A 26,051-nucleotide genomic window follows, 5' to 3' on the forward strand; every position below is an offset into this window, starting at 1 on the left:
CACCGCCCACCGCTTCGGAGGTTTCTGTCATGCAGCATTGGAAACGCACCACTGAAATAGCCAACCGCCTGTTCCAACAGGGCGATCTGGTGGATGCCCGCGAGTTGTACTTGCAGGCCCTGGCCTTGGCCCAGGTGTTGTTCGAGCGCTGGCAGGACGCCGACGAGGCGGTGGCCGCCTGTGTGATTTCGCACCACAACCTGGCCGACCTGCATTTGCGCCTCAAGCAGCCGCAGGAGAGCGCCGAGTACCTGTGCGCCATCCACCAGCGCCTGTTGCAGGCCAGCCAGGATCAGCGCCTTTCGCCGTTGCTGCGCGATGCGGCGCTGCGCCAGAGCAGCAAGACCTACACCGAACTGCTCAATTTCATCAGCGAGTATGGCCAGTACCCCCGTACCGAACGCCTGCTCTACCGCCAGGGGGCGCAGCCGGCACTGTTTGCCGGCCAGGAACAACTACAGCCCCCAGCCCTTCATTATGGAACCCACTGATATGCCGCATACCTTGCCTGCATTGCCGTACGCCTACGATGCGCTGGAACCGCACATCGACACCCAGACCATGCAGATTCACCACAGCAAGCACCACCAGACCTACATCAACAACCTCAATGCCGCCATCGAGGGCACCGAATACGCCGAGTGGCCGATCGAGCAGCTGGTCGCCAGCGTCAAGAGCCTGCCGCAGAATCTGCAGGCCGCAGTGATCAACCAGGGCGGCGGGCATGCCAACCACAGTCTGTTCTGGACGGTGATGGCGCCCGGCGGCGGCGGTCAGCCCCACGGCGCGGTGGGCGAGGCGATCGATGACCAGCTGGGCGGTTTCGAGGCATTCAAGGATGCGTTCACCAAGGCTGCGCTGACCCGCTTCGGCAGTGGCTGGGCGTGGCTGAGCGTAACGCCGCAGAAAACCCTGGTGGTAGAGAGCAGCGGCAACCAGGACAGCCCGCTGATGAATGGCAATACGCCCATTCTTGGCCTGGACGTGTGGGAGCATGCCTACTACCTGCTGTACCAGAACCGTCGCCCCGAATACATCGGCGCCTTCTACAACGTGATCAACTGGTCCGAAGTAGAGCGTCGCTACGTTGCTGCCCTGGTGTGAGTCCTAGCGGCATGCGCTCGGAGGTGATGGCCATTGGCGGTGTGCGCCTGTTCAGGTTGGCGCTGGGCACACTGCTGCTGTTGGTGGGGACGGCGTTGCTGCTGGTACAGGGCTTCGCCTGGCTGGACCTGGAACCGCGGATGTTGCGTGCGCTTGAGGGCGGGGCCATGTGTGCGCTGGGCACCGCCCTGGGCGCAGTGCCGGTGTTGGTGATTCGCAGCATGCCGGTGGCCGTGGCCGATACCCTGATGGGGTTCGGCGCAGGCGTGATGCTGGCCGCCACGGCGTTCTCGTTGATCATCCCGGGGTTGGACGCCGCACAGGCGGTCGGCTTCGGCAAATGGGGGGCAGGTGGCCTGATCAGCTTCGGCCTGCTGTTCGGTGCGTTCTGCATCTACCTGGTGGACCGCAGGGTCTCGGGCGCAACACCGGACGACCTGGTCGCCGTGCCCGGCAGGCCGGTGATTCCGGCGCGCATCTGGGTGTTCGTGATTGCCATCATTGCCCACAACATCCCCGAAGGCATGGCCATCGGGGTGTCGGCCGGTGGCGGCATGCCGGATGCCGACAGCCTGGCCATGGGTATCGCCCTGCAGGATGTGCCAGAGGGGCTGGTGATCGCGCTGGTGCTGGCTGGAGCGGGGATGGGCCGTTTCAAGGCGTTTCTGATCGGCGCGGCATCCGGGCTGGTGGAGCCACTGGCGGCGGTGCTGTGCGCGTGGGTGGTGAGCGTCGCCGAACTGATGCTGCCGCTGGGCCTGGCTTTCGCTGCCGGGGCCATGTTGCTGGTGGTGACCCAGGAGATCATTCCCGAGTCACGCAGCAACGGCAATCATCGCCTGGCCAGCCTGGGGCTGTGCATCGGGTTCTGCCTGATGATGGTGATGGATACCGCGTTGTCCTGAAGCGAGAAGGCGAGGTTACTCGCCTTCGTCGAAATAGTTGTTGATCAGTTCGACCAGGCCTTGCAGCGCTTCGGCTTCCTGTTCGCCTTCGGTCTTGAGGTGGATGCTCGTGCCCTTGCCGGCGGCGAGCATCATCACGGCCATGATGCTCTTGCCATCGACCATCGACTCCGGGGTACGGCCTACACGCACCGAACACGGGTACTTGCCCGCCACGCCAACGAACTTGGCCGCTGCCCGGGCGTGTAGCCCCAGCTTGTTGATAATCTCGATTTCAATTGCGGGCATCGCGGGCGGGATCCTGAGGGCTAGAGGTCGCGGTGGCGAACCTGGACGTTCTTCAATGTTTGTTGCAGCACCTGGCCCAGGCGTTCGGTGATGTACACCGAGCGATGATGACCGCCGGTACAGCCGATGGCGATGGTGACATAGGCCCGGTTGCTGGCGGCGAACCGTGGCAGCCACTTGAGCAGGTACGACGAAATGTCCTGGAACATCTCCTCGACGTCCGGTTGCGCGGCCAGGTAGTCGATGACCGGTTGCTCCAACCCCGAATGATCCCGCAGCTCGGGCTTCCAATAGGGGTTGGGCAGGCAGCGCACATCGAACACCAGGTCGGCGTCGACCGGCATGCCACGCTTGAAGCCGAACGACTCCACCAGAAACGCCGTGCCCGGCTCGGGCTGGTTGAGCAGACGCAGCTTGATCGAGTCGCGCAGCTGGTACAGGTTGAGGTTGGTGGTGTCGATCTTGAGGTCGGCCAGGTCGGCGATCGGCCCCAGTAGGTCGCTCTCTACCCGGATGGCTTCGGCCAGGGAGCGTTGCGTATTGGTCAGCGGGTGGCGTCGGCGCGTCTCCGAGAAGCGCTTGAGCAGGGTTTCTTCGTCGGCGTCCAGGTACACCACATCGCAATGGATGTGCTTGCTGCGGGCATCCTCCAGCAGCTCGGGGAAGCGGCTCAGGTGGCTGGGCAGGTTGCGCGCGTCGATGGAAACGGCCACCAGCGGCTGCAGCAGCTCGGTATTGATCAGTGCGTTTTCGGCCAGTTGCGGCAACAGCCCGGCAGGCAGGTTGTCGATGCAGTAGTAGCCGTTGTCCTCAAGTACCGCGAGCGCGGTGCTCTTGCCGGAGCCGGAGCGACCGCTGACGATGATCAAGCGCATGTTCAGTGCCCGTTTTGCACGTCCAGTACGACCTGGTACAGGGATTGGCTATCGGTGGCCGCGCGCAGTTTGTCGCGCACGTCCTTGCGGTCGAGCATGCTGGCGATCTGGCGCAGCAGCTCAAGGTGCGCATCGGTGGCGGCTTCCGGGACCAGCAGTAGAAACAGCAGGTCGACGGGGGCGCCATCGATGGCGTCGAAGTCGATGGGAGCGTCCAGGTGCAGCAGGGCGCTTACCGGTTTTTCACAACCTTTCAAGCGGCAGTGCGGGATGGCGATACCATTGCCGAAGCCGGTCGAACCCAGTTTTTCACGGGCGATCAGGCTCTCGAACACGGTTTGGGTGTCCAGCTCGGGTACTTCCTTGCCGATCAGATTGGCAATCTGTTCGAGCGCACGCTTTTTACTGCCGCCCGGCACGTTCACGAGGGAACGGCCGGGGGTCAGGATATCTTCTAGTCGGATCATGGGTGGCGGGGATCAGCGGGCCGCTGCACCTTGCAGGAGGCTTTGCTGTTTTTCCTTGTGTTTTTTCAGTTGGCGGTCGAGCTTGTCGGTAAGGGCGTCGATCGCTGCATACATGTCTTGATGTTCGGCGTTGGCAACCACTTCGCCGCCCGGGATCTGCAAGGTAGCCTCAATTTTCTGCTGAAGCTTTTCGACCTTCATGATCACCGTCACGTTGGTGATCTTGTCGAAGTGACCCTCCAGTCGTTTCAGCTTCTGCTCGACATACTCGCGCAGTGGCGGAGTGACTTCTACATGCTGTCCACTGATATTGACTTGCATACAGCTTCTCCTTTTGTTGCCGGTGCATAAGAGGCAGGTGTTGCGCCTGCCACTGAATTGCGGTGGCACATCTCAGGGGATGTCACATCAATCGCTTGCGTTCGCTCGACGGTGCAATGCCAAGGGACTCGCGGTACTTGGCGACGGTGCGACGGGCTACCTGGATGCCTTGTGCCTCCAGTAAACCAGCGATCTTGCTGTCACTCAATGGCTTTTTCTGATTTTCAGCCGCGACCAGTTTCTTGATGATCGCGCGGATCGCCGTGGACGAGCATTCGCCGCCCTCGGAGGTGCTCACGTGGCTCGAGAAAAAGTATTTCAGTTCGTAGATGCCGCGCGGGGTGTGCATGTACTTCTGCGTGGTCACCCGCGAAATGGTCGACTCGTGCATGCCCACCGCCTCGGCGATATCGTGCAGTACCAGCGGTTTCATCGCTTCGTCGCCGTGGTCGAGAAAGCCGCGCTGGTGCTCGACGATCTGCGTGGCCACCTTCATCAGCGTCTCGTTGCGGCTCTGCAGGCTCTTGATGAACCAGCGCGCCTCCTGCAACTGGTTGCGCATGAAGGTGTTGTCGGCGCTGGTGTCGGCGCGACGCACGAAACCGGCGTATTGCGGGTTGACCCGCAGGCGCGGCACGGCTTCCTGGTTCAGCTCGACCAGCCAGCGGTCGGAATCCTTGCGCACGATGACATCGGGCACCACGTATTCGGCTTCGCTGGACTCGATCTGCGAGCCGGGGCGCGGGTTGAGGCTCTGTACCAGTTCGATGACCTGGCGCAGTTCGTCTTCCTTGAGCTTCATGCGACGCATCAGCTGGCTGTAGTCGCGGCTGCCGAGCAGGTCGATGTAGTCGCTGACCAGGCGCTGCGCCTCGGCCATCCACGGCGTACGCGGCGGCAGCTGGCGCAGTTGCAGCAGCAGGCATTCGCTGAGGTTGCGGGCACCGATGCCGGCGGGCTCGAACTGCTGGATACGGTGCAGCACGGCCTCGACTTCGTCGAGTTCGATGTCCAGTTCCGGGTCGAACGACTCGCACACCTCTTCGAGGGTTTCCTCGAGATAGCCCTGGTTGTTGATGCAGTCGATCAGCGTCACGGCAATCAGCCGGTCGGTGTCGGACATCGGTGCCAGGTTGAGCTGCCACAGCAGGTGGCTCTGCAGGCTCTCGCCGGCAGAGGTGCGGGTGGTGAAGTCCCACTCGTCATCGTCATTGCTGGGCAGGCTGCTGGCGCTGGTCTGGTAGATGTCTTCCCAGGCCGTGTCGACCGGCAGTTCGTTGGGGATGCGCTCGTTCCATTCGCCTTCTTCGAGGTTGTCCACCGTGGGGGCGGACTCCTGGAAGCTGCTCTCCTGAGGTTCGGCAACCGGCTTGGTCTCGGCGTTGTCGGCCATCGGGTCGCTGTTGTCGAAATCCTCGCCTTCTTCCTGGCGTTCGAGCATCGGGTTGGACTCCAGCGCCTCCTGGATTTCCTGTTGCAGGTCCAGGGTGGAGAGCTGGAGCAGTCGGATAGCCTGTTGCAACTGAGGAGTCATCGTCAGTTGCTGGCCCATTCTTAGGACGAGCGATGGTTTCATGGCTGGGGCTTAACACCTTATTCGCCGGCGCACAGGCGCCATCTACTACAAGGGCGCGAGAGGCGCCAACTTTAAGCAAATTATATGCCTGAAATCAAAGCGTTTGCCTAGAGCGCTGGAACAATTAACCCCGGGTGGAGCCATTTGCCAGCGCCCAGGCAGCGCCATGTTCAGCCATGTGCCGCAGCTTACAGGCGGAACTCGTGGCCGAGGTACACCTCTTTCACCAGGTCGTTGGCCAGGATGGTCTGTGCATCGCCTTCGGCGATCAACTGGCCATCGTTGACGATGTAGGCGGTTTCGCAGATATCCAGGGTTTCACGGACGTTGTGGTCGGTGATCAGCACGCCGATGCCCTTGGCCTTCAGGTGGTGGATGATCTGCTTGATGTCGCCCACGGAGATCGGGTCGACACCGGCGAAAGGTTCGTCGAGCAGGATGAACTTGGGCGCGGTGGCCAGTGCCCGGGCAATCTCCACCCTGCGCCGCTCACCACCGGACAGGCTCATGCCCAGGTTGTCGCGGATGTGGCTGATGTGAAATTCCTGCAGCAGGCTTTCAAGCTCCTTGCGGCGACCATCGCGGTCGAGCTCCTTGCGGGTCTCGAGGATCGCCATGATGTTGTCGGCCACCGACAGCTTGCGAAAGATCGAGGCTTCCTGCGGCAGGTAGCCGATGCCGGCACGTGCGCGACCATGCATGGGCTGGTGGCTGACGTCCAGGTCGTCGATCAGCACGCGGCCCTGGTCGGCCTGTACCAGGCCGACGATCATGTAGAAGCAGGTGGTCTTGCCGGCGCCGTTGGGGCCGAGCAGGCCGACGATCTGGCCGCTGTCGATGGACAGGCTGACATCACGCACGACTTGCCGGCTTTTGTAGGCCTTGGCCAGGTGCTGGGCTTTGAGGGTTGCCATCTACTCGGCCTTCTTCTTCGGCTGGATCACCATGTCGATGCGCGGACGCGACTCGGTGACTTTGCCACCGCGACCAGCGGTAGCGATCTGCTTCACCGTGTCGTAGACGATTTTCTCGCCTTCGGTGGTGTTGCCTTCATTGATGACCTTGGCGCGGTCGATCAGCACGATGCGGTTCTGTGGCGCATTGTACTGAATGGTCTTGCCGTAGCCCTGCATCTTGTCCGGCTTGGCTGCGCTCTGCTGCTGCTCGAAGTAGGCCAGGTTGCCCACCGAGGTCACGACGTCGATATCGCCGGAGGCAGTGCGGGTGATGGTCACGGTGTTGCCTTTGATCATCATCGAGCCCTGGGTGATGATCACGTCACCGGTATAGGTGGCAACGCCTTTCTTGTCATCCAGTTGAGCCTGGTCAGCCTGGATACGGATAGGCTGATCACGGTCGTTCGGCAGGGCCCAGGCGCTCGCGCTTCCCAGTGCTGCGCTCAGGCTGAGCAAAAAGGGGAGGGTTTTAACGAGCCTCATACTGTCCTCTTACGTTGGACAGCAGGTTCATCCTGCCGTCTTTCAGATACGCTTTCATTCCCTTGCCCGTAGTTGTGCCACCGGCGCCGTCGATTCTAACGGCTTGCTCGGTCTGCGCATATTGCTTCTGCGGGAAGACTGTCATGCGGGTGGTGGTAATAATGGTTTCGCGGTTCTGGTCGTCGGTGCGGGCAACCCGCACGTTGTCGATCAGTTCCACTTCGGTGCCGTCCGGGTTGACCTCGCCGCGGGTGCTCTGCACGTGCCACGGGTAGGCGGTACCGCGGTACATGTTGAGGTCCGGCGTGGTCAGCAGCGTCACTTCGCTGGCCTTGAGGTGTTCGACCTTGTCGGCGGTCATCTCGTACTGCAGCTTGCCATCGGGCAGAAACTGCACGCTGTGGGCGTTGATGGCGTAGTAGTCGATGGCACTTTCGTCGACCTGCGCTGCGGGCTCGTCGAGGAACGTCTCGGGGCTGATGTTCCAGTAGCCGACCGCTGCAAACAAGGCAGCGATCACACTGAACAGCGCGATATTGCGGATCTTTTTACTGAACATGGATCGCTCTACAGGTAGTTGGCATTCGCCGCGTCCAGGTTGCCCTGGGCTTGCAGGATCAGTTCGCAGAACTCGCGGGCTGCGCCTTCGCCACCGCGCGCAAGGGTCACGCCATGGGCGTGCTGGCGCACGAACGGAGCGGCACTGGCTACGGCCATGCCCAGGCCGACCCGGCGAATCACCGGCAGGTCTGGCAGGTCGTCGCCCAGGTAGGCAACCTGTTCATAGCTTAGGCCCAGTTGACCAAGAAGGTCGTCGAGCACCACCAGTTTATCTTCCCGGCCCTGGTACAGGTGCGGGATGCCGAGGTTTTTCGCACGACGTTCGACCACCGGCGTCTTGCGCCCGCTGATGATCGCGGTGGTCACGCCCGAGTTCATGAGCATCTTGATGCCCTGGCCGTCGAGGGTGTTGAAGGTCTTGAATTCGCTGCCGTCCTCGAGAAAGTACAGGCGACCGTCGGTCAGCACGCCGTCCACATCGAATACCGCCAGCTTGATGGCCTTGCCGCGTTGCAGCAGATCGTCGTTCATTTACATCACTCCGGCGCGCAGCAGGTCGTGCATGTTCAGGGCGCCGACCGGCTGGTCGAGCGTGTCCACCACCACCAGCGCGCTGATCTTGTGGTCTTCCATGATCTTCAGGGCCTCGGCCGCGAGCATCTCGGCGCGGGCGGTCTTGCCGTGTACGGTCATCACTTCGTCGATCAGCGTGGTGTGCACGTCGATGTTGCGATCCAGGCTGCGGCGCAGGTCGCCGTCGGTGAACACCCCGGCCAGGCGGCCGTCGCTTTCGCGCACCACGGTCATGCCCAAACCTTTGCGAGACATTTCAAGCAGGGCGTCCTTGAGCAGCGTGCCGCGCTGAACCTGAGGCAGCTCGTCACCGCCGTGCATCACGTTCTCGACCTTGAGCAGCAGGCGTCGGCCCAAGGCACCGCCCGGGTGCGAGAAGGCGAAGTCTTCGGCAGTGAAGCCGCGTGCCTCGAGCAGGGCGATGGCCAGGGCGTCGCCGAGTACCAGCGCGGCGGTGGTGGAGGACGTCGGGGCCAGGTTCAGCGGGCAGGCCTCCTGGCCCACGCGGGCGTCCAGGTTGACCTCGGCGGCCTTGGCCAGCGGCGAGTCGGGGTTGCCGGTGAGGCTGATGAGCTTGATGCCCAGGCGCTTGATCAGCGGCAGCAGGGTCACGATTTCGTTGGTGGTGCCCGAGTTGGACAGTGCCAGGATGATGTCGTCCCGGGTGATCATGCCCATGTCGCCGTGGCTGGCCTCGGCGGGGTGAACGAAGAACGACGTGGTGCCGGTGCTGGCCAGGGTGGCGGCAATCTTGTTGCCGATGTGCCCGGATTTGCCCATGCCCACCACCACGACCCGGCCCTTGCTGGCCAGGATCAGCTCGCAGGCCTTGACGAAATCGGCGTCGATATGGGCCAGCAGGCCCTCTACCGCTTCGATCTCGAGACGGATGGTGCGCTGTGCGGATTGGATCAGGTCGGTGGATTGGCTCATGTCGTAGATCGGATTGCCTGATGAAAAGGCGGGGATTATAGCGGTAATGCGCCAAAGCCTCACCTGTGATTGCAAGGATGCTCTGCCAGAAACCTTAAGTGAGCCTTAACTTGAGCTGAACAGCCTCGGTGATGGCCTTGGGGTGGCTCTATCAGCGGTGCTATAGTTCGCCGCCTGTTCGGCCCGCTCGGGGCGTGCGTGTCTCCATGAAGGAGGTTGGCGTCTGAGTGAAAAGGCTGCATCGCAAGGAGTTTAGATGAGCGTTGATAACGCCTACGCGGTCGAATTGAAGGGCGTGACCTTCAAGCGCGGCGCGCGCAGCATCTTCAATAATGTCGACATACGCATTCCCCGCGGCAAGGTTACCGGCATCATGGGGCCTTCCGGGTGCGGCAAGACCACGCTGCTGCGTCTGATGGGCGCGCAACTGCGCCCTGCCAGCGGCGAGGTGTGGGTGGCCGGGCAAAACCTGCCGACCCTGTCGCGCAGCGACCTGTTCGACGCGCGCAAGCACATGGGCGTGCTGTTCCAGAGCGGTGCACTGTTCACCGACCTCGACGTGTTCGAGAACGTCGCCTTCCCGCTGCGGGTGCATACCCAGCTGCCCGAGGAAATGATTCGCGACATCGTGCTGATGAAGCTGCAGGCCGTGGGCTTGCGCGGCGCCATCGAACTGATGCCCGACGAACTGTCCGGCGGCATGAAGCGCCGTGTGGCGCTGGCCCGGGCGATTGCCCTGGACCCGCAGATCCTCATGTACGACGAACCTTTTGTCGGCCAGGACCCGATCGCCATGGGCGTGCTGGTACGCCTGATCCGCCTGCTCAACGATGCGCTGGGCATCACCAGCATCGTGGTTTCGCACGATCTTGCAGAAACCGCGAGCATTGCCGACTACCTGTATGTGGTGGGGGACGGCCAGGTACTGGGCCAGGGTACGCCGCAGGAGCTGATGGAGTCGGACAACCCGCGTATCCGCCAATTTATGAAAGGCGATCCGGATGGCCCGGTGCCCTTTCATTTTCCTGCGCCTGATTACCGCGCCGATCTGTTGGGGAAGCGTTGATGCGCAGAAAGTCATTGCTCGAACGTATTCGTCTGTTTGGTCGCTCCGCGATCGACGTAGTGGCCGTGCTGGGGCGCTCCTGCCTGTTCCTGCTGCATGCCCTGGTGGGGCGCGGCGGGATTGGCGGCGGGTTCCAGTTGCTGGTCAAGCAGCTGTACTCGGTCGGCGTGATGTCGCTGGCCATCATCGTCGTGTCCGGCGTGTTCATCGGCATGGTGCTGGCCCTGCAGGGCTTCAGCATCCTCACCAAGTACGGTTCGGAACAGGCGGTGGGGCAGATGGTTGCCCTGACCCTGCTGCGTGAACTGGGCCCGGTGGTGACCGCGCTGCTGTTCGCCGGGCGGGCCGGGTCGGCGCTGACGGCCGAAATCGGCAACATGAAATCCACCGAGCAGCTGTCGAGCCTGGAGATGATCGGCGTCGACCCGCTCAAGTACATCGTTGCACCGCGCCTGTGGGCCGGCTTCATCTCGCTGCCGCTGCTGGCGATGATCTTCAGCGTGGTCGGCATCTGGGGCGGGTCCTGGGTGGCGGTGGACTGGCTGGGAGTCTATGAAGGTTCCTTCTGGTCGAACATGCAGAACAGCGTTTCGTTCGTCGACGATGTACTCAACGGGGTGCTCAAGAGCCTCGTGTTTGCCTTCGTCGTCACCTGGATTGCCGTATTCCAAGGCTATGACTGTGAGCCCACTTCAGAGGGGATCAGCCGTGCCACTACCAAGACCGTGGTCTATGCCTCGCTGGCAGTCCTGGGTCTGGACTTTATTCTGACCGCCTTGATGTTTGGAGATTTCTGATGCAAAACCGCACCCTGGAAATCGGTGTCGGCCTGTTCCTCCTGGCCGGGATCCTGGCACTGCTTCTGCTGGCCCTGCGCGTCAGCGGCCTGTCCGCCAGCCCGAGCAGCGATACCTATAAACTTTACGCCTACTTCGACAATATCGCCGGTTTGACTGTCAGAGCTAAAGTGACCATGGCCGGTGTAACCATCGGCAAGGTCACGGCCATCGATCTGGACCGCGATACCTATACCGGTCGGGTGACGTTGCAGCTGGAAAAACGCGTCGACAACCTGCCGACCGATTCCACCGCCTCGATCCTGACCGCCGGGTTGCTCGGCGAGAAGTACATCGGCATCAGCGTGGGCGGTGAGGAAGCGGTGCTCAAGGAAGGTGGAACCATCCATGACACCCAGTCGGCGCTGGTACTGGAAGATCTGATTGGCAAGTTTTTGCTCAATACCGTTGGCAAAGAAGCTAAATAAGGAGTTTCCATGATTTCCATCCTGCGACGCGGCCTGTTGGTATTGTTGGCGAGCCTGCCGTTGATGGCCGTTGCGGCCACGCAATCGCCCAAAGAAGTGATCCAGACCACCACCACGCAACTGCTGTCCGACCTCAAGGCGAACAAGGAGCAGTACAAGGCCAACCCCAGCGCGTTCTACGATGCGCTCAACGCCAACCTGGGACCGGTGGTGGATGCCGATGGCATCTCCCGCAGCATCATGACGGTCAAGTACTCGCGCAAGGCTACCCCGGCCCAGATGCAGCGCTTCCAGGAAAACTTCAAGCGCAGCCTGATGCAGTTCTATGGCAACGCCCTGCTGGAATACAACAACCAGGGCATCACCGTAGGCGCCGAGAAGAAGGACGGCGACGACCGTGCCAGCGTCGACATGACGGTCAAGGGCAACAACGGCGCCGTCTACCCGGTTTCCTACACCCTGACCAAGCTCAATGGCGAGTGGAAGGTGCGTAACGTCATCGTCAACGGCATCAACATCGGCAAGCTGTTCCGTGACCAGTTCGCCGACGCCATGCAGCGCAACGGCAACGACCTGGACAAGACCATCGACGGCTGGGCCGGCGAAGTGGCCAAGGCCAAGGAAACCACCGAGCAAGCGGCCGAGAAGCAGGCCCAATGAGTGCGGCAGTCACCCTTGCCGCCCCCGGCGTGCTGAGCCTGTCCGGTGTGCTGGATTACCGCACCGGCCCGGTGCTGCGCAAGCAGGGCAGGGCCCTGATTGCTGCCAGTCGCGAATCTTCGCTGGTGCTGGACTGTTCGGCGGTGGAGCTTTCCAGCAGCGTGGGTCTGTCCCTGCTGCTGGCCTTCACCCGTGACGGGCAGGCGGCGGGCAAGACCATCGAGGTGCGCGGCATGCCCCATGGCATGCACGAAATCGCTCAGGTGTACGGGCTCGGCGAGCTGCTGGCCGGTCAATAAATACGGGTGCGCGACGGGCCCCTCTGTCAGAGTCCTCGTTTACGGGGTTCGCAGGCGAGGGGCTTTTTTGTATGATGGCCGACCCGCGCGCACAGGGCGCCGATTGAGGTTGAGCATGCAGGCCGTAGAAGTTAAGAACTTCCTTGAAGAAAAGTTGCCGGGAACCCGGGTCGAAGTTGAAGGCGAAGGCTGCAACTTCCAGCTGAACGTAATCAGTGACGAATTGGCGGCCCTGAGCCCGGTCAAACGTCAGCAGCAGATCTATGCTCACCTGAACCCGTGGATCACCGATGGCAGCATCCATGCGGTAACCATGAAATTTTTCAGCAGCGCAGCCTGGGCTGAGCGCACCTGAGCCAACTTGGCGGCGAGATTCCAATGGACAAACTGATTATCACTGGCGGCGTTCGTCTCGATGGCGAAATCCGCATTTCCGGCGCAAAGAACGCAGCGCTGCCGATTCTGGCGGCCACCCTGCTGTGCGACGGCCCGGTCACCGTCGGCAACCTGCCGCACCTGCACGACATCACCACCATGATCGAGCTGTTCGGTCGCATGGGCATCGAGCCTGTGATCGACGAGAAGCTCGCGGTGGAGATCGACCCACGCACCATCAAGACCCTGGTCGCGCCGTATGAGCTGGTGAAGACCATGCGCGCCTCGATCCTGGTGCTGGGCCCGATGGTCGCCCGTTTCGGCGAGGCCGAAGTGGCCCTGCCTGGCGGTTGCGCCATTGGCTCGCGCCCGGTCGACCTGCACATCCGCGGCCTCGAGGCGATGGGCGCGAAGATCGAAGTCGAAGGCGGCTACATCAAGGCCAAGGCGCCTGAAGGCGGCCTGCGCGGTGCGCACTTCTTCTTCGACACCGTCAGCGTGACCGGTACCGAGAACATCATGATGGCCGCTGCCCTGGCCAAGGGCCGCAGCGTGCTGCAGAACGCCGCACGCGAGCCGGAAGTGGTCGACCTGGCCAACTTCCTCAACGCCATGGGCGCCAAGGTGCAGGGTGCCGGTACCGACACCATCACCATCGACGGCGTCGAGCGCCTGGGTTCGGCGGTATACCGCGTGATGCCCGACCGTATCGAGACCGGCACCTACCTGGTAGCCGCTGCCGTGACCGGCGGTCGCGTCAAGGTCAAGGATACCGATCCGACCATCCTCGAGGCGGTACTGGAGAAGCTCAAGGAAGCCGGTGCCGAAATCACCACCGGTGAAGACTGGATCGAGCTGGACATGCACGGCAAGCGGCCGAAAGCCGTGAACCTGCGCACCGCCCCGTACCCGGCGTTCCCTACCGACATGCAGGCTCAGTTCATCTCCCTCAACGCCATTGCCGAAGGCACCGGCGCGGTGATCGAGACGATCTTCGAAAACCGCTTCATGCACGTGTACGAGATGCACCGCATGGGCGCGCAGATCCAGGTCGAAGGCAACACTGCCATCGTCACCGGCACCAAGACCCTCAAGGGTGCTCCGGTCATGGCCACCGACCTGCGGGCTTCGGCCAGCCTGGTCATTTCGGCGCTGGTCGCCGAGGGCGACACCCTGATCGATCGCATCTACCACATAGACCGTGGCTACGAGTGCATCGAAGAGAAACTGCAGATGCTGGGCGCGAAGATCCGTCGCGTACCGGGCTAGCCCTGCACTCGGCGCAGGGACGCGCCACAAGAATCGATTGCCGTCGGGCGCCTGCACGGGTCCGGCGGCTAAAGCCGCTTAAGGATTGACGTTTCCCATGTTGACCATCGCGCTGTCCAAGGGCCGCATTCTCGACGACACCCTGCCATTGCTGGCAGAGGCGGGCATCGTGCCTACCGAGAATCCGGACAAAAGCCGCAAGCTGATCATCCCGACCACCCAGGACGATGTGCGCCTGCTGATCGTGCGTGCCACCGACGTGCCGACCTACGTCGAGCATGGCGCCGCCGACCTGGGCGTGGCCGGCAAGGACGTGCTGATGGAGTACGGCGGCCAGGGCCTGTACGAGCCGCTGGACCTGCAGATTGCCCAATGCAAGCTGATGACCGCCGGTGCCATCGGCGCTGCCGAACCCAAGGGGCGCCTGCGCGTGGCCACCAAGTTCGTCAACGTCGCCAAGCGCTACTACGCCGAGCAGGGCCGTCAGGTCGACATCATCAAGCTGTACGGCTCGATGGAGCTGGCACCGCTGATCAACCTGGCCGACAAGATCATCGACGTGGTCGACACCGGCAACACCCTGCGTGCCAACGGCCTGGAACCCCAGGAACTGATCGCCACCATCAGCTCCCGGCTGGTGGTCAACAAGGCCTCGATGAAGATGCAGCACGCACGCATCCAGAGCCTGATCGACGCCTTGCGTCTGGCCGTGGAATCGCGACACCGCGGCTGACCCCTGCGCGCGACCTTCGCTGTCGCGCCCGTCTATCCGCGTCATAGCCAATTTTCTCGGGTGCCCGCGCGGATGGACTGGTAGCTTAGGGCGCCTGAGCATCCGCCATTTACCGAGGCCTTAGCCATGACCACGTCCACTGCAATTCGCCGACTCAACGCTGCTGACCCGGATTTCGCCCGACATCTGGATCATCTGCTGAGCTGGGAAAGCGTGTCTGACGATGCGGTCAACCAGCGGGTGCTGGACATCATCAAGGCCGTGCGCGAGCGCGGCGACGCGGCGCTGGTGGAATTCACCCAGCGTTTCGACGGCGTCCAGGCCACCTCCATCGATGACCTGATCCTGGGGCGCGAGCGCCTGGAGCTGGCCCTGAGCCGCATTACCCCGGCGCAGCGCGAGGCGCTGGAAACCGCCGCCCGCCGGGTGCGCAGCTACCACGAAAGGCAGAAGCAGGACTCCTGGACCTACACCGAGGCCGACGGCACCGTGCTGGGCCAGAAGGTCACGCCGCTGGACCGCGCCGGGCTGTACGTACCGGGTGGCAAGGCGTCGTACCCCTCGTCGGTACTGATGAACGCGATTCCAGCCAAGGTTGCCGGGGTGTCCGAAGTGGTCATGGTGGTACCCACCCCGCGTGGTGAAATCAACGAGCTGGTGCTGGCTGCGGCGTGCATCGCCGGGGTCGACCGGGTGTTCACCATCGGTGGCGCCCAGGCGGTTGCCGCACTGGCCTACGGCACCGAGAGCGTGCCGCAGGTAGACAAGGTGGTCGGCCCGGGCAACATCTACGTGGCCACCGCCAAGCGCCATGTGTTCGGCCAGGTGGGCATCGACATGATTGCCGGCCCGTCGGAGATCCTCGTGGTGTGCGACGGCCAGACCGACCCGGACTGGATCGCCATGGACCTGTTCTCCCAGGCCGAGCATGACGAAGACGCCCAGGCGATTCTGGTCAGCCCCGATGCCGAGTTCCTCGACCGCGTGGCCGCAAGCATCGACAAGCTGCTGCCGGGCATGGACCGCGCCGAGATCATCCAGACCTCCATCAATGGCCGTGGCGCACTGATCCACGTGCGCGACATGCAGCAGGCCATCGAGGTGGCCAACCGCATCGCCCCCGAGCACCTGGAGTTGTCGGTGGCCGACCCGCAGGCCTGGTTGCCGCAGATCCGCCATGCCGGTGCGATCTTCATGGGCCGCCACACCAGCGAAGCGCTGGGCGACTACTGCGCTGGCCCCAACCACGTGCTGCCTACCTCCGGCACCGCACGGTTCTCCTCGCCGCTGGGGGTGTACGACTTCCAGAAGCGTTCCTCGATCATCTTCTGTTCCGAGCAGGGCGCTTCGGACCTGGGTCGCACCGCGTCGGTGCTGGCCCGTGGCGAATCCCTGAGCGCGCACGCACGCAGCGCCGAATACCGCATCCTTGGCGATCACACCCCTGTCGATAAAGAGGGCAACTGAGCATGAGCAAATTCTGGAGCCCCTTCGTCAAGGACCTGGTGCCTTACGTGCCGGGCGAGCAGCCCAAGCTGAGCAAGCTGGTCAAGCTCAACACCAACGAAAACCCCTATGGCCCTTCGCCAAAGGCGCTGGAGGCCATGCGCGGCGAGCTCAACGACAACCTGCGCCTGTACCCGGACCCCAATGGCGACCGGCTCAAGCAGGCGGTGGCCAGCTACTACGGCGTGCAGGCCAGCCAGGTATTCCTGGGCAACGGTTCGGACGAAGTGCTCGCGCACATTTTCCACGGCCTGTTCCAGCACGATGCGCCGCTGCTGTTCCCCGACATCAGCTACAGCTTCTACCCGGTGTACTGCGGCCTGTACGGCATCCCGTATGAGGCGGTAGCGCTGGACGAGCAGTTCCAGATTCGTGTCGAGGATTACCAGCGCGCCAACGGCGGCATCATCTTCCCCAACCCGAACGCACCCACTGGCTGCCTGCTGGCGCTGGAGGCAGTCGAGCAGATGCTGCAGGCCAACCCGGATTCGGTGGTGGTGGTCGACGAAGCCTACATCGACTTCGGCGGCCAGACCGCCATCAGCCTGGTGGACCGCTACCCGAACCTGCTGGTGACCCAGACCTTGTCCAAGTCGCGTTCCCTGGCCGGCCTGCGGGTCGGGCTGGCGGTCGGCCACCCGGACCTGATCGAGGCGCTGGAGCGCATCAAGAACAGCTTCAACTCCTATCCGCTGGATCGCCTGGCCATCGTCGGCGCGGCGGCGGCGTTCGAGGACCAGGCGTATTTCGAACAGACCTGCCGTCAGGTGATCGACAGCCGGGAGCAGTTGGTGGCGCAGTTGACCGACCGCGGTTTCCAGGTGCTGCCGTCGGCGGCCAACTTCATCTTTGCCCGTCACCCCGAGCAGGATGCCGCTGCGCTGGCGGCCAAGTTGCGCGAGCAGGGCGTGATCGTGCGCCACTTCAAGCAGCAGCGCATCGCGCAGTTCCTGCGTATCAGCATCGGTACGCCCGAGCAGAACCAGGCGCTGCTTGACGCCTTGAACTGATAGCGCCTTGTCTTTCGCCAGCTAGGCGGGCTCCTGCGGGAGCCGGCCTAGCTGGCGATTGCATCGACGTGGCCCGACAGGCTATTCTCCGTTCCTCAGATTCGTCCGATGATTGGATGTAAGCACGTCAATGACTCAACTCATCAAACGCTCCCTTGTCGAGCAGGCCGTCGAACAACTGCGCCAGCGCGTCGCCGATGGCGCCTGGGCCGTCGGCCAGCGCCTGCCCACCGAGCCCGAACTGGCCCTGGAACTGGGCATCAGCCGCAATACCGTGCGTGAAGCGATGCGCGTGCTCGCCTTCAGCGGCCTGGTCGAAGTGCGCCAGGGCGACGGTACCTACCTGCGCGCCAATGTCGACCCGCTGGCCACCGTGCAGGTGCTGTCGCGTTGCAGCCTCGAGCAGGCCCGCGAAACCCGGCACATCCTCGAAGCCGAGGCCATCGGGCTGGCGGCGCTGCGCCGCACCGACGACGACCTCAAGGGGCTGCATGAAGCCCTGCAGCACAGCGCCGAGCACTTTCACGACGACCTCGACAGCTACGTGGCCTGCGACCTGGTGTTTCACCAGCGCCTGGTGGACGCCGCACACAACCCGGCATTGAGCGAGCTGTACCGCTACTTCTCCGCCGTGGTGGCGTGCGCCGTGCACCACAACATGCGCGAATCGCGTTGCCAGGGCGTGTTCGACCTGCACCGCGACATCCTGCAGGCGGTCGAGCAACGCGACCCGGAACGGGCCAAGGCCCTGAGCAGAACCCTTATCAATGAAGCCTGACGCAGAGACAGCCATGCCCAAACCCAACCCGCCGCTCGAAGAACTCCTGATCGACGCCGAAGCCGACGACGCCCAGCTGCAACCGCCCGCCGTGCTGCAGCGCCCGTGGCTGTTGCTGCTGGGGCTGGTACTGGTGGCACTGAACCTGCGCCCGGCGCTGTCGAGCATGGCGCCGTTGCTCGGGCAGGTGTCCGACAGCCTGGGGCTGAGTGCTTCGCAGGCCGGCCTGCTGACCACGCTGCCGGTACTGTGCCTGGGCCTGTTCGCGCCGCTGGCACCGATCCTGGCGCGTCGCTTCGGCAGCGAGCGGGTGGTGCTGGGCATTCTGCTCACGCTGGCGTGCGGCATCTTGCTGCGCAGCTCGCTGGGCAGTGTGGGGCTGTTTGCCGGCAGCATCCTGGCCGGGGCCAGCATCGGCGTGATTGGCGTGCTGCTGCCGGGCATCGTCAAGCGCGACTTCCCCAAGCATGCCGGCGCCCTGACCGGCGTGTACACCATGGCCCTGTGCCTGGGCGCGGCCCTGGCGGCCGGCGCCACCGTGCCGTTGAGCCAGCACTTCGACGACAGCTGGGCGCTGGGCCTGGGTGTCTGGCTGATTCCGGCGGTGGTGGCGGCGCTGTTCTGGCTGCCCCAGGCGCGCCACGGGCATGGCAAGCATGCGGTGGCTTATCGGGTGAGGGGGCTGCTGCGCGATCCGCTGGCCTGGCAGGTGACCCTGTACATGGGCCTGCAGTCGTCGCTGGCGTACATCGTGTTCGGCTGGCTGCCCTCGATTCTGATCGGCCGTGGCCTGAGCCCGACCGAGGCCGGGCTGGTGCTGTCCGGTTCGGTGATCGTGCAACTGGCCAGTGCCCTGACCGCGCCGTGGCTGGCCACCCGTGGCAAGGACCAGCGCCTGGCCATCGTGCTGGTGATGCTGCTGACCCTGGCCGGCCTGTTCGGCTGCCTGTATGCCCCGTTAGGCGGGCTGTGGGGCTGGGCGGTGGTACTGGGCATCGGGCAGGGCGGCACCTTTGCCCTGGCGCTGACCCTGATCGTGTTGCGGTCGAAGGACTCGCATGTGGCGGCCAACCTGTCGAGCATGGCCCAGGGCATCGGCTATACCCTGGCCTCGATGGGGCCGTTCGCGGTGGGCCTGGTGCATGACGTGACCGGTGGCTGGGACGCGGTGGGCTGGATCTTCGCGGTGCTGGGCGTGGGTGCGATCGGTTTCGGGCTCAAGGCCGGGCGGTCGTTGCAGGTGGGTGTGGTCAGCGAACGGGTCTGACTTCGCGCGGCTGCCATCGCGGGTCTGCACTGCACCTGTGGGAGCGGGCCTGACCCGCGATGGGGCACATCATTCGCACCGTAGATACCCGTAGCTTTCAGCCATCACTCGGCCTATCGTTCACGTCCGTTCCCCTGTAATGGACCGCGCCCATGAGCGACGCCAACATCGCGCTGATCACACGTTTCTACCAGGCCTTCCAGCGCCTCGACGCCGAGGCCATGGTCGCCTGCTACAGCCCCGAGGTGGTGTTCAGCGACCCGGCCTTCGGTACCCTGCGTGGCAAGGACGCCGCCGACATGTGGCGCATGCTCGCCAGTCGCGCCAAGGATTTCTCCCTGACCTTCGACAGCGTGCGCGCCGACGAGCGCAGCGCCACTGCGCACTGGGTGGCCACCTACCTGTTCAGCCAGACCGGTCGCGTGGTGGTCAACGACATTCAGGCACGTTTCGTGATCCGCGACGGGTTGATCGTCGAGCATCACGATCATTTCGACCTGTGGCGCTGGGCCCGCCAGGCGCTGGGTACCAAGGGCCTGCTGCTGGGCTGGACACCGCTGGTACAGGGCAAGATTCGCCAACAGGCGGCAAAAGGCCTGCGCGCATTTCAGGCCGGGCGTTGACGGGGTAAGCTGTCGCCTTCACCCCTGTACGCAGATGCCCGTGACCGAAACCCCCACCTCTCGCAAACCCTGGTATGTCTATCTGGTACGCACCGCCAACGGTTCGTTGTACTGCGGCATCAGTGACAACCCCGAGCGCCGTTTCAATGCGCATCAGAGCGGCCGCGGTGCGCGTTACTTCAGCACCAGCCCGGCAGTGGCGCTGGTGTATGTGGAAGCCTGGCCGGACAAGGCCGAGGCGCTGCGCCAGGAACGCCTGGTGAAGAAGCTGCGCAAGTCGGCCAAGGAGGCACTGGTGGCCTCCTGGACGGGGCTCAGTCCTTGCGACGCTTGAGCTGATCGGTGAGCTGGGTGGGCAGGCCCTTGATGATCAGGGTGCCGGCCTCTTCGTCGTACTCGATCTTCGAGCCCAGCAGGTGTGCCTCGAAGCTGATCGACAGGCCCTCGGCGCGGCCGGTGAAGCGGCGGAACTGGTTCAGGGTGCGCTTGTCGGCCGGGATCTCCGGCGACAGGCCGTAGTCCTTGTTGCGGATATGGTCATAGAAGGCCCGTGGGCGGTCCTCGTCGATCAGTTCCGACAGCTCGCTCAGGGTCACCGGCTCGCCTGCCTTGGTCTGGCTGGTGGCGTACTCGACCAGGGTCTGGGTCTTTTCGCGGGCGGCTTCCTCGGGCAGGTCCTCGCTCTCGACGAAGTCGCTGAAGGCCTTGAGCAGGGTGCGGGTCTCTCCCGGGCCGTCGACGCCTTCCTGGCAGCCGATGAAGTCGCGGAAGTACTCCGAGACCTTCTTGCCGTTCTTGCCCTTGATGAACGAGATGTACTGCTTGGACTGCTTGTTGTTCTGCCACTCGGAGATGTTGATGCGAGCAGCCAGGTGCAGCTGGCCCAGGTCCAGGTGGCGCGAGGGGGTCACGTCCAGGTCGGCGTTCACCGCCACACCTTCGCTATGGTGCAGCAGGGCAATGGCCAGGTAGTCGGTCATGCCTTGCTGGTAGTGGGCGAACAGTACGTGGCCACCGGTGGACAGGTTCGACTCTTCCATCAGCTTCTGCAGGTGCTCGACGGCCACGCGGCTGAAGGCGGTGAAGGTCTTGCCTTCATCCAGGTATTCCTTCAGCCAGCCGCTGAACGGATGGGCGCCGGACTCGGCGTGGAACAGGCCCCAGGCTTTGCCCTGTTTGGCGTTGTAGCTGTCGTTGAGGTCGGCCAGCAGGTTCTCGATGGCGGTCGACTCGGCCAGTTCCGAGTCGCGTGCGTGCAGCACGGCAGGGCTGCCATCGGGTTTCTTGTCGATCAGGTGGACGATGCAATGACGGATCGGCATGGGATTCTCGGCTGAAAATAGGGCGCGACATACGGCGCTGCAAAGCGGCCAAGTGTAACCCAGCCGGGGGCTTGAGCAGGGTATGGATGTGTGTCGACGCAAGGGTTGTTCATTTTTTGTGCGATTTTTTGCGAAATTTGCTGCAAACCCCCGAAAAACCAGAACATTTGGCCTGTGGGAGGCGGATATTTATCGCTTCGTGTGGTAGTTTTGCCCGGTCTTGCGCACCGCGTGTGGCGCATTGCTGGCAGACCGCTGATGTCACGTCGAACCAAACGCATTTTTGTGTATCTACATACGCGATTGGCAATGGATATACCCCGGACCGCCGAAGACTCGCGGGTCTGGGCCGATGGCTGACGCTGCACTCTGCAAACCAACTGAATTTGATAGGGAAGGAACACCACCATGGCATTGACCAAAGACCAACTGATCGCCGATATCGCCGAAGCTATCGACGCGCCGAAAACCACCGCGCGTAACGCTCTGGAGCAACTGGGCCAGATCGTTGCTGATCAACTGGAAAATGGCAGCGAAATCACCCTGCCGGGTATCGGCAAGCTGAAGATCACCGAGCGTCCTGCCCGTACCGGTCGTAACCCTTCGACTGGCGCTGCCATCGAAATCGCTGCCAAGAAAGTCGTCAAGTTCGTTCCAGCCAAAGTGCTGACCGACGCTGTAAACAAGTAATTGTAAACAGCTTCTGAAAACCGCGTCCGGTGCGAGCCAGGCGCGGTTTTTTTGTGGGTGCTGCGCATGCCCCTAGGGGGCGGGTTTCGTCCAGCGCAGCTGGCGCCACGCTGCGCGCGCCTGAGGTGTCTGGAAGGTCCAGGCCACCAGGCGGCTCTGCTTCTGCCCCTGGCCCATCTCCAGCACGCGGTGTTCTACTGCGCCGGCCTTGTTCAGGGCCGCCTCGATACCCGGCAGGTTCGATGCCTTCGACACCAGGCTGCTGAACCACAGCACCTGCTGGCCCAGGGCCACGCTTTCATTCACCAGCTGGCTGACAAAGCGGATTTCACCGCCTTCGCACCACAGCTCGTTGTTCTGCCCGCCAAAGTTCAGTACCGGCAGCTTGCGCTTGGGGTCGGTCTTGCCCAGCGCCCGCCATTTGCGCTGGCTGCCACGGGTGGCTTCGTCACGCGAGGCGTGGAAGGGCGGGTTGCACAGGGTGACGTCGAAGCGTTCGTCGCTCTTTAGCAGGCCGGCGAGGATCTGCCGAGCATTGCCCTGCTGGCGCAGGCTGATGACCTTGCCCAGGCCGTTGGCCTGCACGATGGCCTTGGCGGCGCCCAGGGCCACCGGGTCGATGTCCGAGCCCAGGAAGCGCCAGCGGTAGTCGACGTGACCCAGCAGCGGATAGATGCAGTTGGCCCCGACCCCCACATCCAGTGCCTGGATCATCGCCCCCCGCGGAATCTCGCCACCGTTGTCGGTGGCCAGCAGGTCGGCCAGGCCATGCAGGTAGTCGGCGCGGCCGGGTATGGGCGGGCACAGGTAGTCGGCCGGGATGTCCCAGTGCTGGATGCCGTACTGGGCCTTGAGCAGGGCGCGGTTGAACACGCGCACTGCCTCGGGGTCGGCGAAATCGATGCTCGGCTTGCCGTGGGGGTTGGTGATCATGAAGCGGCCCAGCTCCGGGCTGCTCTTGATCAGTTGCGGGAAGTCGTAGCGACCCTGGTGGCGGTTGCGCGGGTGCAGGGTGGGTTTGTTGGGTGTGGTCATGAAAGTCCCATAAAAAACGCCGGCAAGACGGGCCCCCTGTAGGAGCCGGCCTTGCCGGCGATGCAAGGCGCAGCCTTGCCAGTGCAGGTAGCAGGGCAGTGTCGCCTGCTTCGCCGGCAAGGCCGGCTCCTACAGTCAGTGAGTATTACAAGGCGGCAATCCGCGCATGCTGCTCGGTGAAGTTGGCCAGGGCCTGTTCGGCCTCGGCCAGCTTGGCGCGCTCCTTGTCGATCACCGCAGGCGGCGCCTTATCGACGAACGCCGGGTTGGACAGCTTGCCGCCCACCCGCTGCACTTCGCCTTGCAGGCGCTGGATTTCCTTGTTCAGACGCGCCAGCTCGGCATCCTTGTCGATCAGCCCGGCCATCGGCACCAGCACCTGCAGGTCGCCGACCAGGGCGGTGGCGCTCAGCGGCGCCTCGTCCTGCTCGCCCAGCACGGTGAAGGATTCGATCTTGGCCAGCTTCTTGAGCAGTGCCTCGTTTTCCTGCAGGCGACGCACGTCTTCGGCACTGGCGTTCTTGAGGAACAGCTGCAATGGCTTGCCCGGGCCGATGTTCATTTCGCCACGGATGTTGCGCACGCCCAGCATCAGTTCCTTGAGCCACTCGATATCGCCTTCGGCGGCTTCATCGATGCGGCTTTCGTTGGCCACCGGCCACGGCTGCAGCATGATGGTCTTGCCTTCGATACCGGCCAGCGGCGCCAGGCGCTGCCAGATTTCCTCGGTGATGAACGGCATGAACGGGTGCGCCAGGCGCAGCGCCACTTCCAGCACGCGGACCAGGGTGCGGCGGGTGCCGCGCTGGCGTTCGACCGGTGCGTTCTCGTCCCACAGTACCGGTTTGGACAGCTCCAGGTACCAGTCGCAGTACTGGTTCCAGATGAACTCGTACAGCGCCTGGGCGGCCAGGTCGAAGCGGAACTGGTCCAGCTGGCGGGTCACTTCGGCTTCGGTGCGCTGCAGCTGCGAGATGATCCAGCGGTCGGCCAGCGACAGCTCGTAGGCCTCGCCGTTCTGGCCGCAGTCCTCGCCCTTGTCCAGTACGTAGCGCGCGGCGTTCCAGATCTTGTTGCAGAAGTTGCGATAGCCTTCGACGCGGCCCATGTCGAACTTGATGTCGCGACCGGTGGACGCCAGCGAGCAGAAGGTGAAGCGCAGGGCATCGGTGCCGTAGCTGGCGATGCCTTCGGGGAACTCGGCCTTGGTCTGCTTGGCGATCTTGTCGGCCAGCTTGGGCTGCATCAGGCCGCTGGTGCGTTTCTCCAGCAGCGCGTCCAGGGTGATGCCGTCGACGATGTCCAGCGGGTCGAGCACGTTGCCCTTGGACTTGGACATCTTCTGGCCCTGGCCATCACGAACCAGACCATGCACGTACACGGTCTTGAACGGCACTTGCGGGGTACCGTCCTCGTTCTTCACCAGATGCATGGTCAACATGATCATCCGGGCAACCCAGAAGAAGATGATGTCGAAACCGGTCACCAGCACGTCGGTGGAGTGGAAGGTCTTGAGGAATTCGGTCTGCTGCGGCCAGCCCAGGGTGGAGAAAGTCCACAGGCCCGAGCTGAACCAGGTGTCGAGCACGTCGTTGTCCTGGTTCAGGACCACGTCGTCGCCCAGCTGGTGCTTGGCGCGCACTTCTTCTTCGCTGCGCCCCACATAGACCTTGCCCGACACGTCGTACCAGGCCGGAATGCGGTGGCCCCACCACAGCTGGCGGCTGATGCACCAGTCCTGGATGTCGCGCATCCAGGAGAAGTACATGTTCTCGTACTGCTTGGGCACGAACTGGATGCGGCCGTCTTCGACAGCGGCGATCGCAGGCTCGGCCAGCGGCTTGGTCGACACGTACCACTGGTCGGTCAGCCATGGCTCGATGATGGTGCCGGAGCGGTCGCCCTTGGGCACTTTCAAGGCGTGGTCGTCGACGCTGACCAGCAGGCCTGCGGCATCCAGGTCGGCAACGATCTGCTTGCGCGCCACGAAGCGGTCGAGGCCGGCGTAGGCGGCAGGCAGGCTGGCGTCCAGGCTTTCGTTCAGGCTGCCGTCGAGGTTGAACACCTGGGCTGCCGGCAGCACCGCAGCGTTCTTGTCGAAGATGTTGAGCAGCGGCAGGTTGTGGCGCTTGCCGACTTCGTAGTCGTTGAAGTCGTGGGCCGGGGTGATCTTCACGCAGCCGGTGCCGAATTCGGGGTCGCAGTAGTCATCGGCGATGATCGGGATCAGGCGACCGACCAGCGGCAGCTTGACGAACTTGCCGATCAGCGCCTGGTAGCGCTCGTCGTTCGGGTTGACGGCCACGGCGGCGTCGCCGAGCAGGGTTTCCGGGCGGGTGGTGGCGACCACCAGGTGGTCCTTGCCGTCGGCCGTGGTGGCACCGTCGGCCAGCGGGTAGCGCAGGTTCCACAGATGGCCTTTCTCGTCGTGGCTTTCCACTTCGAGGTCGGAGATCGCCGTGTGCAGCTTGGTGTCCCAGTTGACCAGGCGCTTGCCGCGGTAGATCAGGCCATCTTCATGCAGGCGCACGAAGGCTTCCTTGACCGCTTCGGACAGGCCGTCGTCCATGGTGAAGCGCTCGCGGCTCCAGTCTACCGACGAGCCCAGGCGGCGGATCTGGCGGCTGATGTTGCCACCGGACTGATCCTTCCATTCCCAGACTTTCTCGAGGAATTTGTCGCGGCCCAGGTCGTGACGGTTCTGGCCCTTGGCCTCCAGTTGACGCTCCACCAGCATCTGCGTGGCGATGCCGGCGTGGTCGGTGCCTGGTTGCCACAGGGTGTTGCGACCCTGCATGCGGCGAAAACGGATCAGGGCGTCCATGATCGCGTTGTTGAAGCCGTGACCCATGTGCAGGCTGCCGGTCACGTTCGGCGGCGGGATCATGATGGTGTACGAATCGCCCGCGCCTTGCGGGGCGAAATAATTCTCTGACTCCCAGGTGTTGTACCAGGAAGTTTCAATGGCGTGCGGCTGGTAGGTCTTATCCATGCGCGGCGGGACCCTATGGCATTTATTCAGGAAAGCCGAGAAGTATAGCGGGGATAAGGGCCGGGGCGTAGCGTGAGGTGCGGGAGTGGGGCAAAAAACTGTGGGGAATTCTTCGCGTAG

At 63.4% G+C, this 26,051-nt stretch carries 31 protein-coding genes; 18 read left to right on the forward strand and 13 right to left on the reverse strand.

Annotated elements, in window-relative coordinates:
* Nucleotides 1-29: 29 nt before the first annotated feature.
* Genes N0B28_RS05155 through N0B28_RS05165 form a run of 3 tightly spaced genes read left to right on the forward strand, consistent with a single transcriptional unit; the run spans nt 30 to nt 2,009 of the window.
* On the forward strand, nt 30-491 hold the full coding sequence (locus tag N0B28_RS05155) for a hypothetical protein (RefSeq protein ID WP_043862465.1): 462 nt from the start codon (nt 30-32) through the stop codon (nt 489-491).
* A gap of 1 nt (nt 492) precedes the next feature.
* The gene (locus tag N0B28_RS05160; protein ID WP_043862464.1) at nt 493-1,104 is read left to right on the forward strand and encodes a superoxide dismutase; all 612 of its coding nucleotides are present in this window, start codon (nt 493-495) and stop codon (nt 1,102-1,104) included.
* An 11-nt stretch (nt 1,105-1,115) separates the two neighbouring features.
* Nucleotides 1,116-2,009 (forward strand): ZIP family metal transporter, encoded by an 894-nt coding sequence (locus N0B28_RS05165; protein ID WP_058541430.1) that lies wholly within the window; start codon nt 1,116-1,118, stop codon nt 2,007-2,009.
* A 15-nt stretch (nt 2,010-2,024) separates the two neighbouring features.
* Here the strand turns inward: N0B28_RS05165 and N0B28_RS05170 are convergent, their stop codons facing one another.
* The 10 genes from N0B28_RS05170 to N0B28_RS05215 all read right to left on the reverse strand — a co-directional run bounded on the left by N0B28_RS05170 (nt 2,025) and on the right by N0B28_RS05215 (nt 9,042).
* The gene (locus N0B28_RS05170; RefSeq protein ID WP_043862462.1) at nt 2,025-2,297 is read right to left on the reverse strand and encodes an HPr family phosphocarrier protein; all 273 of its coding nucleotides are present in this window, start codon (nt 2,295-2,297) and stop codon (nt 2,025-2,027) included.
* 20 nt (nt 2,298-2,317) lie between these two features.
* Nucleotides 2,318-3,172: an RNase adapter RapZ gene (rapZ, locus tag N0B28_RS05175; protein ID WP_043862461.1), complete on the reverse strand. Its 855-nt coding sequence runs from the start codon at nt 3,170-3,172 to the stop codon at nt 2,318-2,320.
* Nucleotides 3,173-3,174: 2 nt separating this feature from the next.
* Nucleotides 3,175-3,639, reverse strand: coding sequence for a PTS IIA-like nitrogen regulatory protein PtsN (gene ptsN, locus N0B28_RS05180; protein WP_043862460.1), 465 nt, complete (start codon nt 3,637-3,639; stop codon nt 3,175-3,177).
* 12 nt (nt 3,640-3,651) lie between these two features.
* Entirely contained in the window at nt 3,652-3,960 is a 309-nt protein-coding gene (gene raiA, locus N0B28_RS05185; protein ID WP_043862459.1) for a ribosome-associated translation inhibitor RaiA, read from the reverse strand.
* Nucleotides 3,961-4,042: 82 nt separating this feature from the next.
* A complete protein-coding gene (locus N0B28_RS05190; protein WP_043862458.1) occupies nt 4,043-5,536 on the reverse strand; it encodes an RNA polymerase factor sigma-54 in 1,494 nt (497 codons plus the stop codon).
* 188 nt (nt 5,537-5,724) lie between these two features.
* Nucleotides 5,725-6,450 carry an LPS export ABC transporter ATP-binding protein gene (lptB, locus tag N0B28_RS05195; protein WP_043862457.1) on the reverse strand — a complete coding sequence of 242 codons (726 nt, stop codon included), beginning with the start codon at nt 6,448-6,450 and terminating at the stop codon, nt 5,725-5,727.
* Nucleotides 6,451-6,975 carry a lipopolysaccharide transport periplasmic protein LptA gene (lptA, locus tag N0B28_RS05200; RefSeq protein WP_054916380.1) on the reverse strand — a complete coding sequence of 175 codons (525 nt, stop codon included), beginning with the start codon at nt 6,973-6,975 and terminating at the stop codon, nt 6,451-6,453. It abuts the gene before it with no gap.
* Entirely contained in the window at nt 6,962-7,534 is a 573-nt protein-coding gene (lptC, locus tag N0B28_RS05205) for an LPS export ABC transporter periplasmic protein LptC (protein WP_043862455.1), read from the reverse strand. Before lptC ends, lptA begins: the two co-directional genes overlap by 14 nt.
* Before the next feature lie 8 nt (nt 7,535-7,542).
* Nucleotides 7,543-8,067 (reverse strand): HAD family hydrolase, encoded by a 525-nt coding sequence (locus N0B28_RS05210; RefSeq protein ID WP_043862454.1) that lies wholly within the window; start codon nt 8,065-8,067, stop codon nt 7,543-7,545.
* Nucleotides 8,068-9,042, reverse strand: a complete 975-nt coding sequence (locus N0B28_RS05215; RefSeq protein ID WP_043862453.1) for a KpsF/GutQ family sugar-phosphate isomerase — start codon at nt 9,040-9,042, stop codon at nt 8,068-8,070.
* A 256-nt stretch (nt 9,043-9,298) separates the two neighbouring features.
* On the opposite strand from N0B28_RS05215, the gene N0B28_RS05220 reads away from it, so the two are divergent.
* From N0B28_RS05220 to N0B28_RS05285, 14 genes are all read left to right on the forward strand, one after another.
* Nucleotides 9,299-10,108: an ATP-binding cassette domain-containing protein gene (locus tag N0B28_RS05220; protein ID WP_043862452.1), complete on the forward strand. Its 810-nt coding sequence runs from the start codon at nt 9,299-9,301 to the stop codon at nt 10,106-10,108.
* Nucleotides 10,108-10,905 carry a lipid asymmetry maintenance ABC transporter permease subunit MlaE gene (mlaE, locus tag N0B28_RS05225; RefSeq protein ID WP_043862451.1) on the forward strand — a complete coding sequence of 266 codons (798 nt, stop codon included), beginning with the start codon at nt 10,108-10,110 and terminating at the stop codon, nt 10,903-10,905. Before N0B28_RS05220 ends, mlaE begins: the two co-directional genes overlap by 1 nt.
* A complete protein-coding gene (mlaD, locus tag N0B28_RS05230) occupies nt 10,905-11,372 on the forward strand; it encodes an outer membrane lipid asymmetry maintenance protein MlaD (protein WP_043862450.1) in 468 nt (155 codons plus the stop codon). Before mlaE ends, mlaD begins: the two co-directional genes overlap by 1 nt.
* 9 nt (nt 11,373-11,381) lie before the next feature.
* Complete coding sequence (locus N0B28_RS05235; RefSeq protein ID WP_043862449.1) at nt 11,382-12,032, forward strand: ABC transporter substrate-binding protein; 651 nt, start codon at nt 11,382-11,384, stop codon at nt 12,030-12,032.
* The gene (locus N0B28_RS05240; protein WP_043862448.1) at nt 12,029-12,331 is read left to right on the forward strand and encodes an STAS domain-containing protein; all 303 of its coding nucleotides are present in this window, start codon (nt 12,029-12,031) and stop codon (nt 12,329-12,331) included. Before N0B28_RS05235 ends, N0B28_RS05240 begins: the two co-directional genes overlap by 4 nt.
* A gap of 115 nt (nt 12,332-12,446) precedes the next feature.
* Nucleotides 12,447-12,686, forward strand: coding sequence for a BolA family protein (locus tag N0B28_RS05245; RefSeq protein WP_010223373.1), 240 nt, complete (start codon nt 12,447-12,449; stop codon nt 12,684-12,686).
* A 23-nt stretch (nt 12,687-12,709) separates the two neighbouring features.
* Nucleotides 12,710-13,975 (forward strand): UDP-N-acetylglucosamine 1-carboxyvinyltransferase, encoded by a 1,266-nt coding sequence (murA, locus tag N0B28_RS05250; protein ID WP_043862447.1) that lies wholly within the window; start codon nt 12,710-12,712, stop codon nt 13,973-13,975.
* Nucleotides 13,976-14,072: 97 nt separating this feature from the next.
* Nucleotides 14,073-14,708, forward strand: a complete 636-nt coding sequence (hisG, locus tag N0B28_RS05255) for an ATP phosphoribosyltransferase (protein WP_043862446.1) — start codon at nt 14,073-14,075, stop codon at nt 14,706-14,708.
* Nucleotides 14,709-14,834: 126 nt separating this feature from the next.
* Nucleotides 14,835-16,175 (forward strand): histidinol dehydrogenase, encoded by a 1,341-nt coding sequence (hisD, locus tag N0B28_RS05260; protein WP_043862445.1) that lies wholly within the window; start codon nt 14,835-14,837, stop codon nt 16,173-16,175.
* 2 nt (nt 16,176-16,177) lie between these two features.
* A complete protein-coding gene (hisC, locus tag N0B28_RS05265) occupies nt 16,178-17,224 on the forward strand; it encodes a histidinol-phosphate transaminase (protein ID WP_043862444.1) in 1,047 nt (348 codons plus the stop codon).
* Nucleotides 17,225-17,354: 130 nt separating this feature from the next.
* Entirely contained in the window at nt 17,355-18,002 is a 648-nt protein-coding gene (locus N0B28_RS05270; protein WP_043862443.1) for a FadR/GntR family transcriptional regulator, read from the forward strand.
* Nucleotides 18,003-18,015: 13 nt separating this feature from the next.
* Nucleotides 18,016-19,269 carry an MFS transporter gene (locus tag N0B28_RS05275; RefSeq protein WP_229589546.1) on the forward strand — a complete coding sequence of 418 codons (1,254 nt, stop codon included), beginning with the start codon at nt 18,016-18,018 and terminating at the stop codon, nt 19,267-19,269.
* Nucleotides 19,270-19,421: 152 nt separating this feature from the next.
* A complete protein-coding gene (locus tag N0B28_RS05280; protein WP_043862441.1) occupies nt 19,422-19,892 on the forward strand; it encodes a nuclear transport factor 2 family protein in 471 nt (156 codons plus the stop codon).
* 40 nt (nt 19,893-19,932) lie between these two features.
* Nucleotides 19,933-20,226 carry a GIY-YIG nuclease family protein gene (locus N0B28_RS05285; protein WP_229589547.1) on the forward strand — a complete coding sequence of 98 codons (294 nt, stop codon included), beginning with the start codon at nt 19,933-19,935 and terminating at the stop codon, nt 20,224-20,226.
* Here the strand turns inward: N0B28_RS05285 and yejK are convergent.
* Complete coding sequence (gene yejK / locus N0B28_RS05290; protein ID WP_043862439.1) at nt 20,207-21,214, reverse strand: nucleoid-associated protein YejK; 1,008 nt, start codon at nt 21,212-21,214, stop codon at nt 20,207-20,209. The two genes, N0B28_RS05285 and yejK, sit on opposite strands and share 20 nt — an antisense overlap.
* A 408-nt stretch (nt 21,215-21,622) precedes the next feature.
* Between yejK and N0B28_RS05295 the strand changes: the two genes are divergently transcribed.
* Complete coding sequence (locus tag N0B28_RS05295) at nt 21,623-21,904, forward strand: HU family DNA-binding protein (protein ID WP_009398256.1); 282 nt, start codon at nt 21,623-21,625, stop codon at nt 21,902-21,904.
* A 72-nt stretch (nt 21,905-21,976) separates the two neighbouring features.
* On the opposite strand, the gene rlmF is transcribed toward N0B28_RS05295, so the two are convergent.
* Together rlmF and N0B28_RS05305 are read right to left on the reverse strand one after the other, a co-directional pair.
* Nucleotides 21,977-22,939, reverse strand: a complete 963-nt coding sequence (rlmF, locus tag N0B28_RS05300) for a 23S rRNA (adenine(1618)-N(6))-methyltransferase RlmF (protein WP_275730741.1) — start codon at nt 22,937-22,939, stop codon at nt 21,977-21,979.
* 145 nt (nt 22,940-23,084) lie between these two features.
* Nucleotides 23,085-25,931, reverse strand: coding sequence for a valine--tRNA ligase (locus N0B28_RS05305; protein ID WP_043862437.1), 2,847 nt, complete (start codon nt 25,929-25,931; stop codon nt 23,085-23,087).
* Nucleotides 25,932-26,051 lie beyond the last annotated feature (120 nt).

This window comes from Pseudomonas sp. SD17-1 (assembly GCF_029201585.1).
Classification (GTDB): domain Bacteria; phylum Pseudomonadota; class Gammaproteobacteria; order Pseudomonadales; family Pseudomonadaceae; genus Aquipseudomonas; species Aquipseudomonas palmensis.

Excerpts from the sequence above, each read along its gene's own strand:
- N0B28_RS05210 (WP_043862454.1), bottom strand. The coding sequence starts at position 8,067 with ATGAACGACGATCTGCTGCAACGCGGCAAGGCCATCAAGCTGGCGGTA.
- N0B28_RS05295 (WP_009398256.1), top strand. The coding sequence starts at position 21,623 with ATGGCATTGACCAAAGACCAACTGATCGCCGATATCGCCGAAGCTATC.
- mlaE (WP_043862451.1), top strand. The coding sequence starts at position 10,108 with ATGCGCAGAAAGTCATTGCTCGAACGTATTCGTCTGTTTGGTCGCTCC.
- N0B28_RS05165 (WP_058541430.1), top strand. The coding sequence starts at position 1,116 with ATGCGCTCGGAGGTGATGGCCATTGGCGGTGTGCGCCTGTTCAGGTTG.
- N0B28_RS05240 (WP_043862448.1), top strand. The coding sequence starts at position 12,029 with ATGAGTGCGGCAGTCACCCTTGCCGCCCCCGGCGTGCTGAGCCTGTCC.
- hisG (WP_043862446.1), top strand. The coding sequence starts at position 14,073 with ATGTTGACCATCGCGCTGTCCAAGGGCCGCATTCTCGACGACACCCTG.
- yejK (WP_043862439.1), bottom strand. The coding sequence starts at position 21,214 with ATGCCGATCCGTCATTGCATCGTCCACCTGATCGACAAGAAACCCGAT.
- N0B28_RS05275 (WP_229589546.1), top strand. The coding sequence starts at position 18,016 with ATGCCCAAACCCAACCCGCCGCTCGAAGAACTCCTGATCGACGCCGAA.
- ptsN (WP_043862460.1), bottom strand. The coding sequence starts at position 3,639 with ATGATCCGACTAGAAGATATCCTGACCCCCGGCCGTTCCCTCGTGAAC.
- lptB (WP_043862457.1), bottom strand. The coding sequence starts at position 6,450 with ATGGCAACCCTCAAAGCCCAGCACCTGGCCAAGGCCTACAAAAGCCGG.
- raiA (WP_043862459.1), bottom strand. The coding sequence starts at position 3,960 with ATGCAAGTCAATATCAGTGGACAGCATGTAGAAGTCACTCCGCCACTG.
- N0B28_RS05235 (WP_043862449.1), top strand. The coding sequence starts at position 11,382 with ATGATTTCCATCCTGCGACGCGGCCTGTTGGTATTGTTGGCGAGCCTG.
- mlaD (WP_043862450.1), top strand. The coding sequence starts at position 10,905 with ATGCAAAACCGCACCCTGGAAATCGGTGTCGGCCTGTTCCTCCTGGCC.
- N0B28_RS05160 (WP_043862464.1), top strand. The coding sequence starts at position 493 with ATGCCGCATACCTTGCCTGCATTGCCGTACGCCTACGATGCGCTGGAA.
- murA (WP_043862447.1), top strand. The coding sequence starts at position 12,710 with ATGGACAAACTGATTATCACTGGCGGCGTTCGTCTCGATGGCGAAATC.
- N0B28_RS05280 (WP_043862441.1), top strand. The coding sequence starts at position 19,422 with ATGAGCGACGCCAACATCGCGCTGATCACACGTTTCTACCAGGCCTTC.
- N0B28_RS05190 (WP_043862458.1), bottom strand. The coding sequence starts at position 5,536 with ATGAAACCATCGCTCGTCCTAAGAATGGGCCAGCAACTGACGATGACT.
- rapZ (WP_043862461.1), bottom strand. The coding sequence starts at position 3,172 with ATGCGCTTGATCATCGTCAGCGGTCGCTCCGGCTCCGGCAAGAGCACC.
- hisC (WP_043862444.1), top strand. The coding sequence starts at position 16,178 with ATGAGCAAATTCTGGAGCCCCTTCGTCAAGGACCTGGTGCCTTACGTG.
- N0B28_RS05270 (WP_043862443.1), top strand. The coding sequence starts at position 17,355 with ATGACTCAACTCATCAAACGCTCCCTTGTCGAGCAGGCCGTCGAACAA.
- N0B28_RS05245 (WP_010223373.1), top strand. The coding sequence starts at position 12,447 with ATGCAGGCCGTAGAAGTTAAGAACTTCCTTGAAGAAAAGTTGCCGGGA.
- hisD (WP_043862445.1), top strand. The coding sequence starts at position 14,835 with ATGACCACGTCCACTGCAATTCGCCGACTCAACGCTGCTGACCCGGAT.
- lptA (WP_054916380.1), bottom strand. The coding sequence starts at position 6,975 with ATGAGGCTCGTTAAAACCCTCCCCTTTTTGCTCAGCCTGAGCGCAGCA.
- N0B28_RS05305 (WP_043862437.1), bottom strand. The coding sequence starts at position 25,931 with ATGGATAAGACCTACCAGCCGCACGCCATTGAAACTTCCTGGTACAAC.
- rlmF (WP_275730741.1), bottom strand. The coding sequence starts at position 22,939 with ATGACCACACCCAACAAACCCACCCTGCACCCGCGCAACCGCCACCAG.
- lptC (WP_043862455.1), bottom strand. The coding sequence starts at position 7,534 with ATGTTCAGTAAAAAGATCCGCAATATCGCGCTGTTCAGTGTGATCGCT.
- N0B28_RS05170 (WP_043862462.1), bottom strand. The coding sequence starts at position 2,297 with ATGCCCGCAATTGAAATCGAGATTATCAACAAGCTGGGGCTACACGCC.
- N0B28_RS05215 (WP_043862453.1), bottom strand. The coding sequence starts at position 9,042 with ATGAGCCAATCCACCGACCTGATCCAATCCGCACAGCGCACCATCCGT.
- N0B28_RS05220 (WP_043862452.1), top strand. The coding sequence starts at position 9,299 with ATGAGCGTTGATAACGCCTACGCGGTCGAATTGAAGGGCGTGACCTTC.
- N0B28_RS05155 (WP_043862465.1), top strand. The coding sequence starts at position 30 with ATGCAGCATTGGAAACGCACCACTGAAATAGCCAACCGCCTGTTCCAA.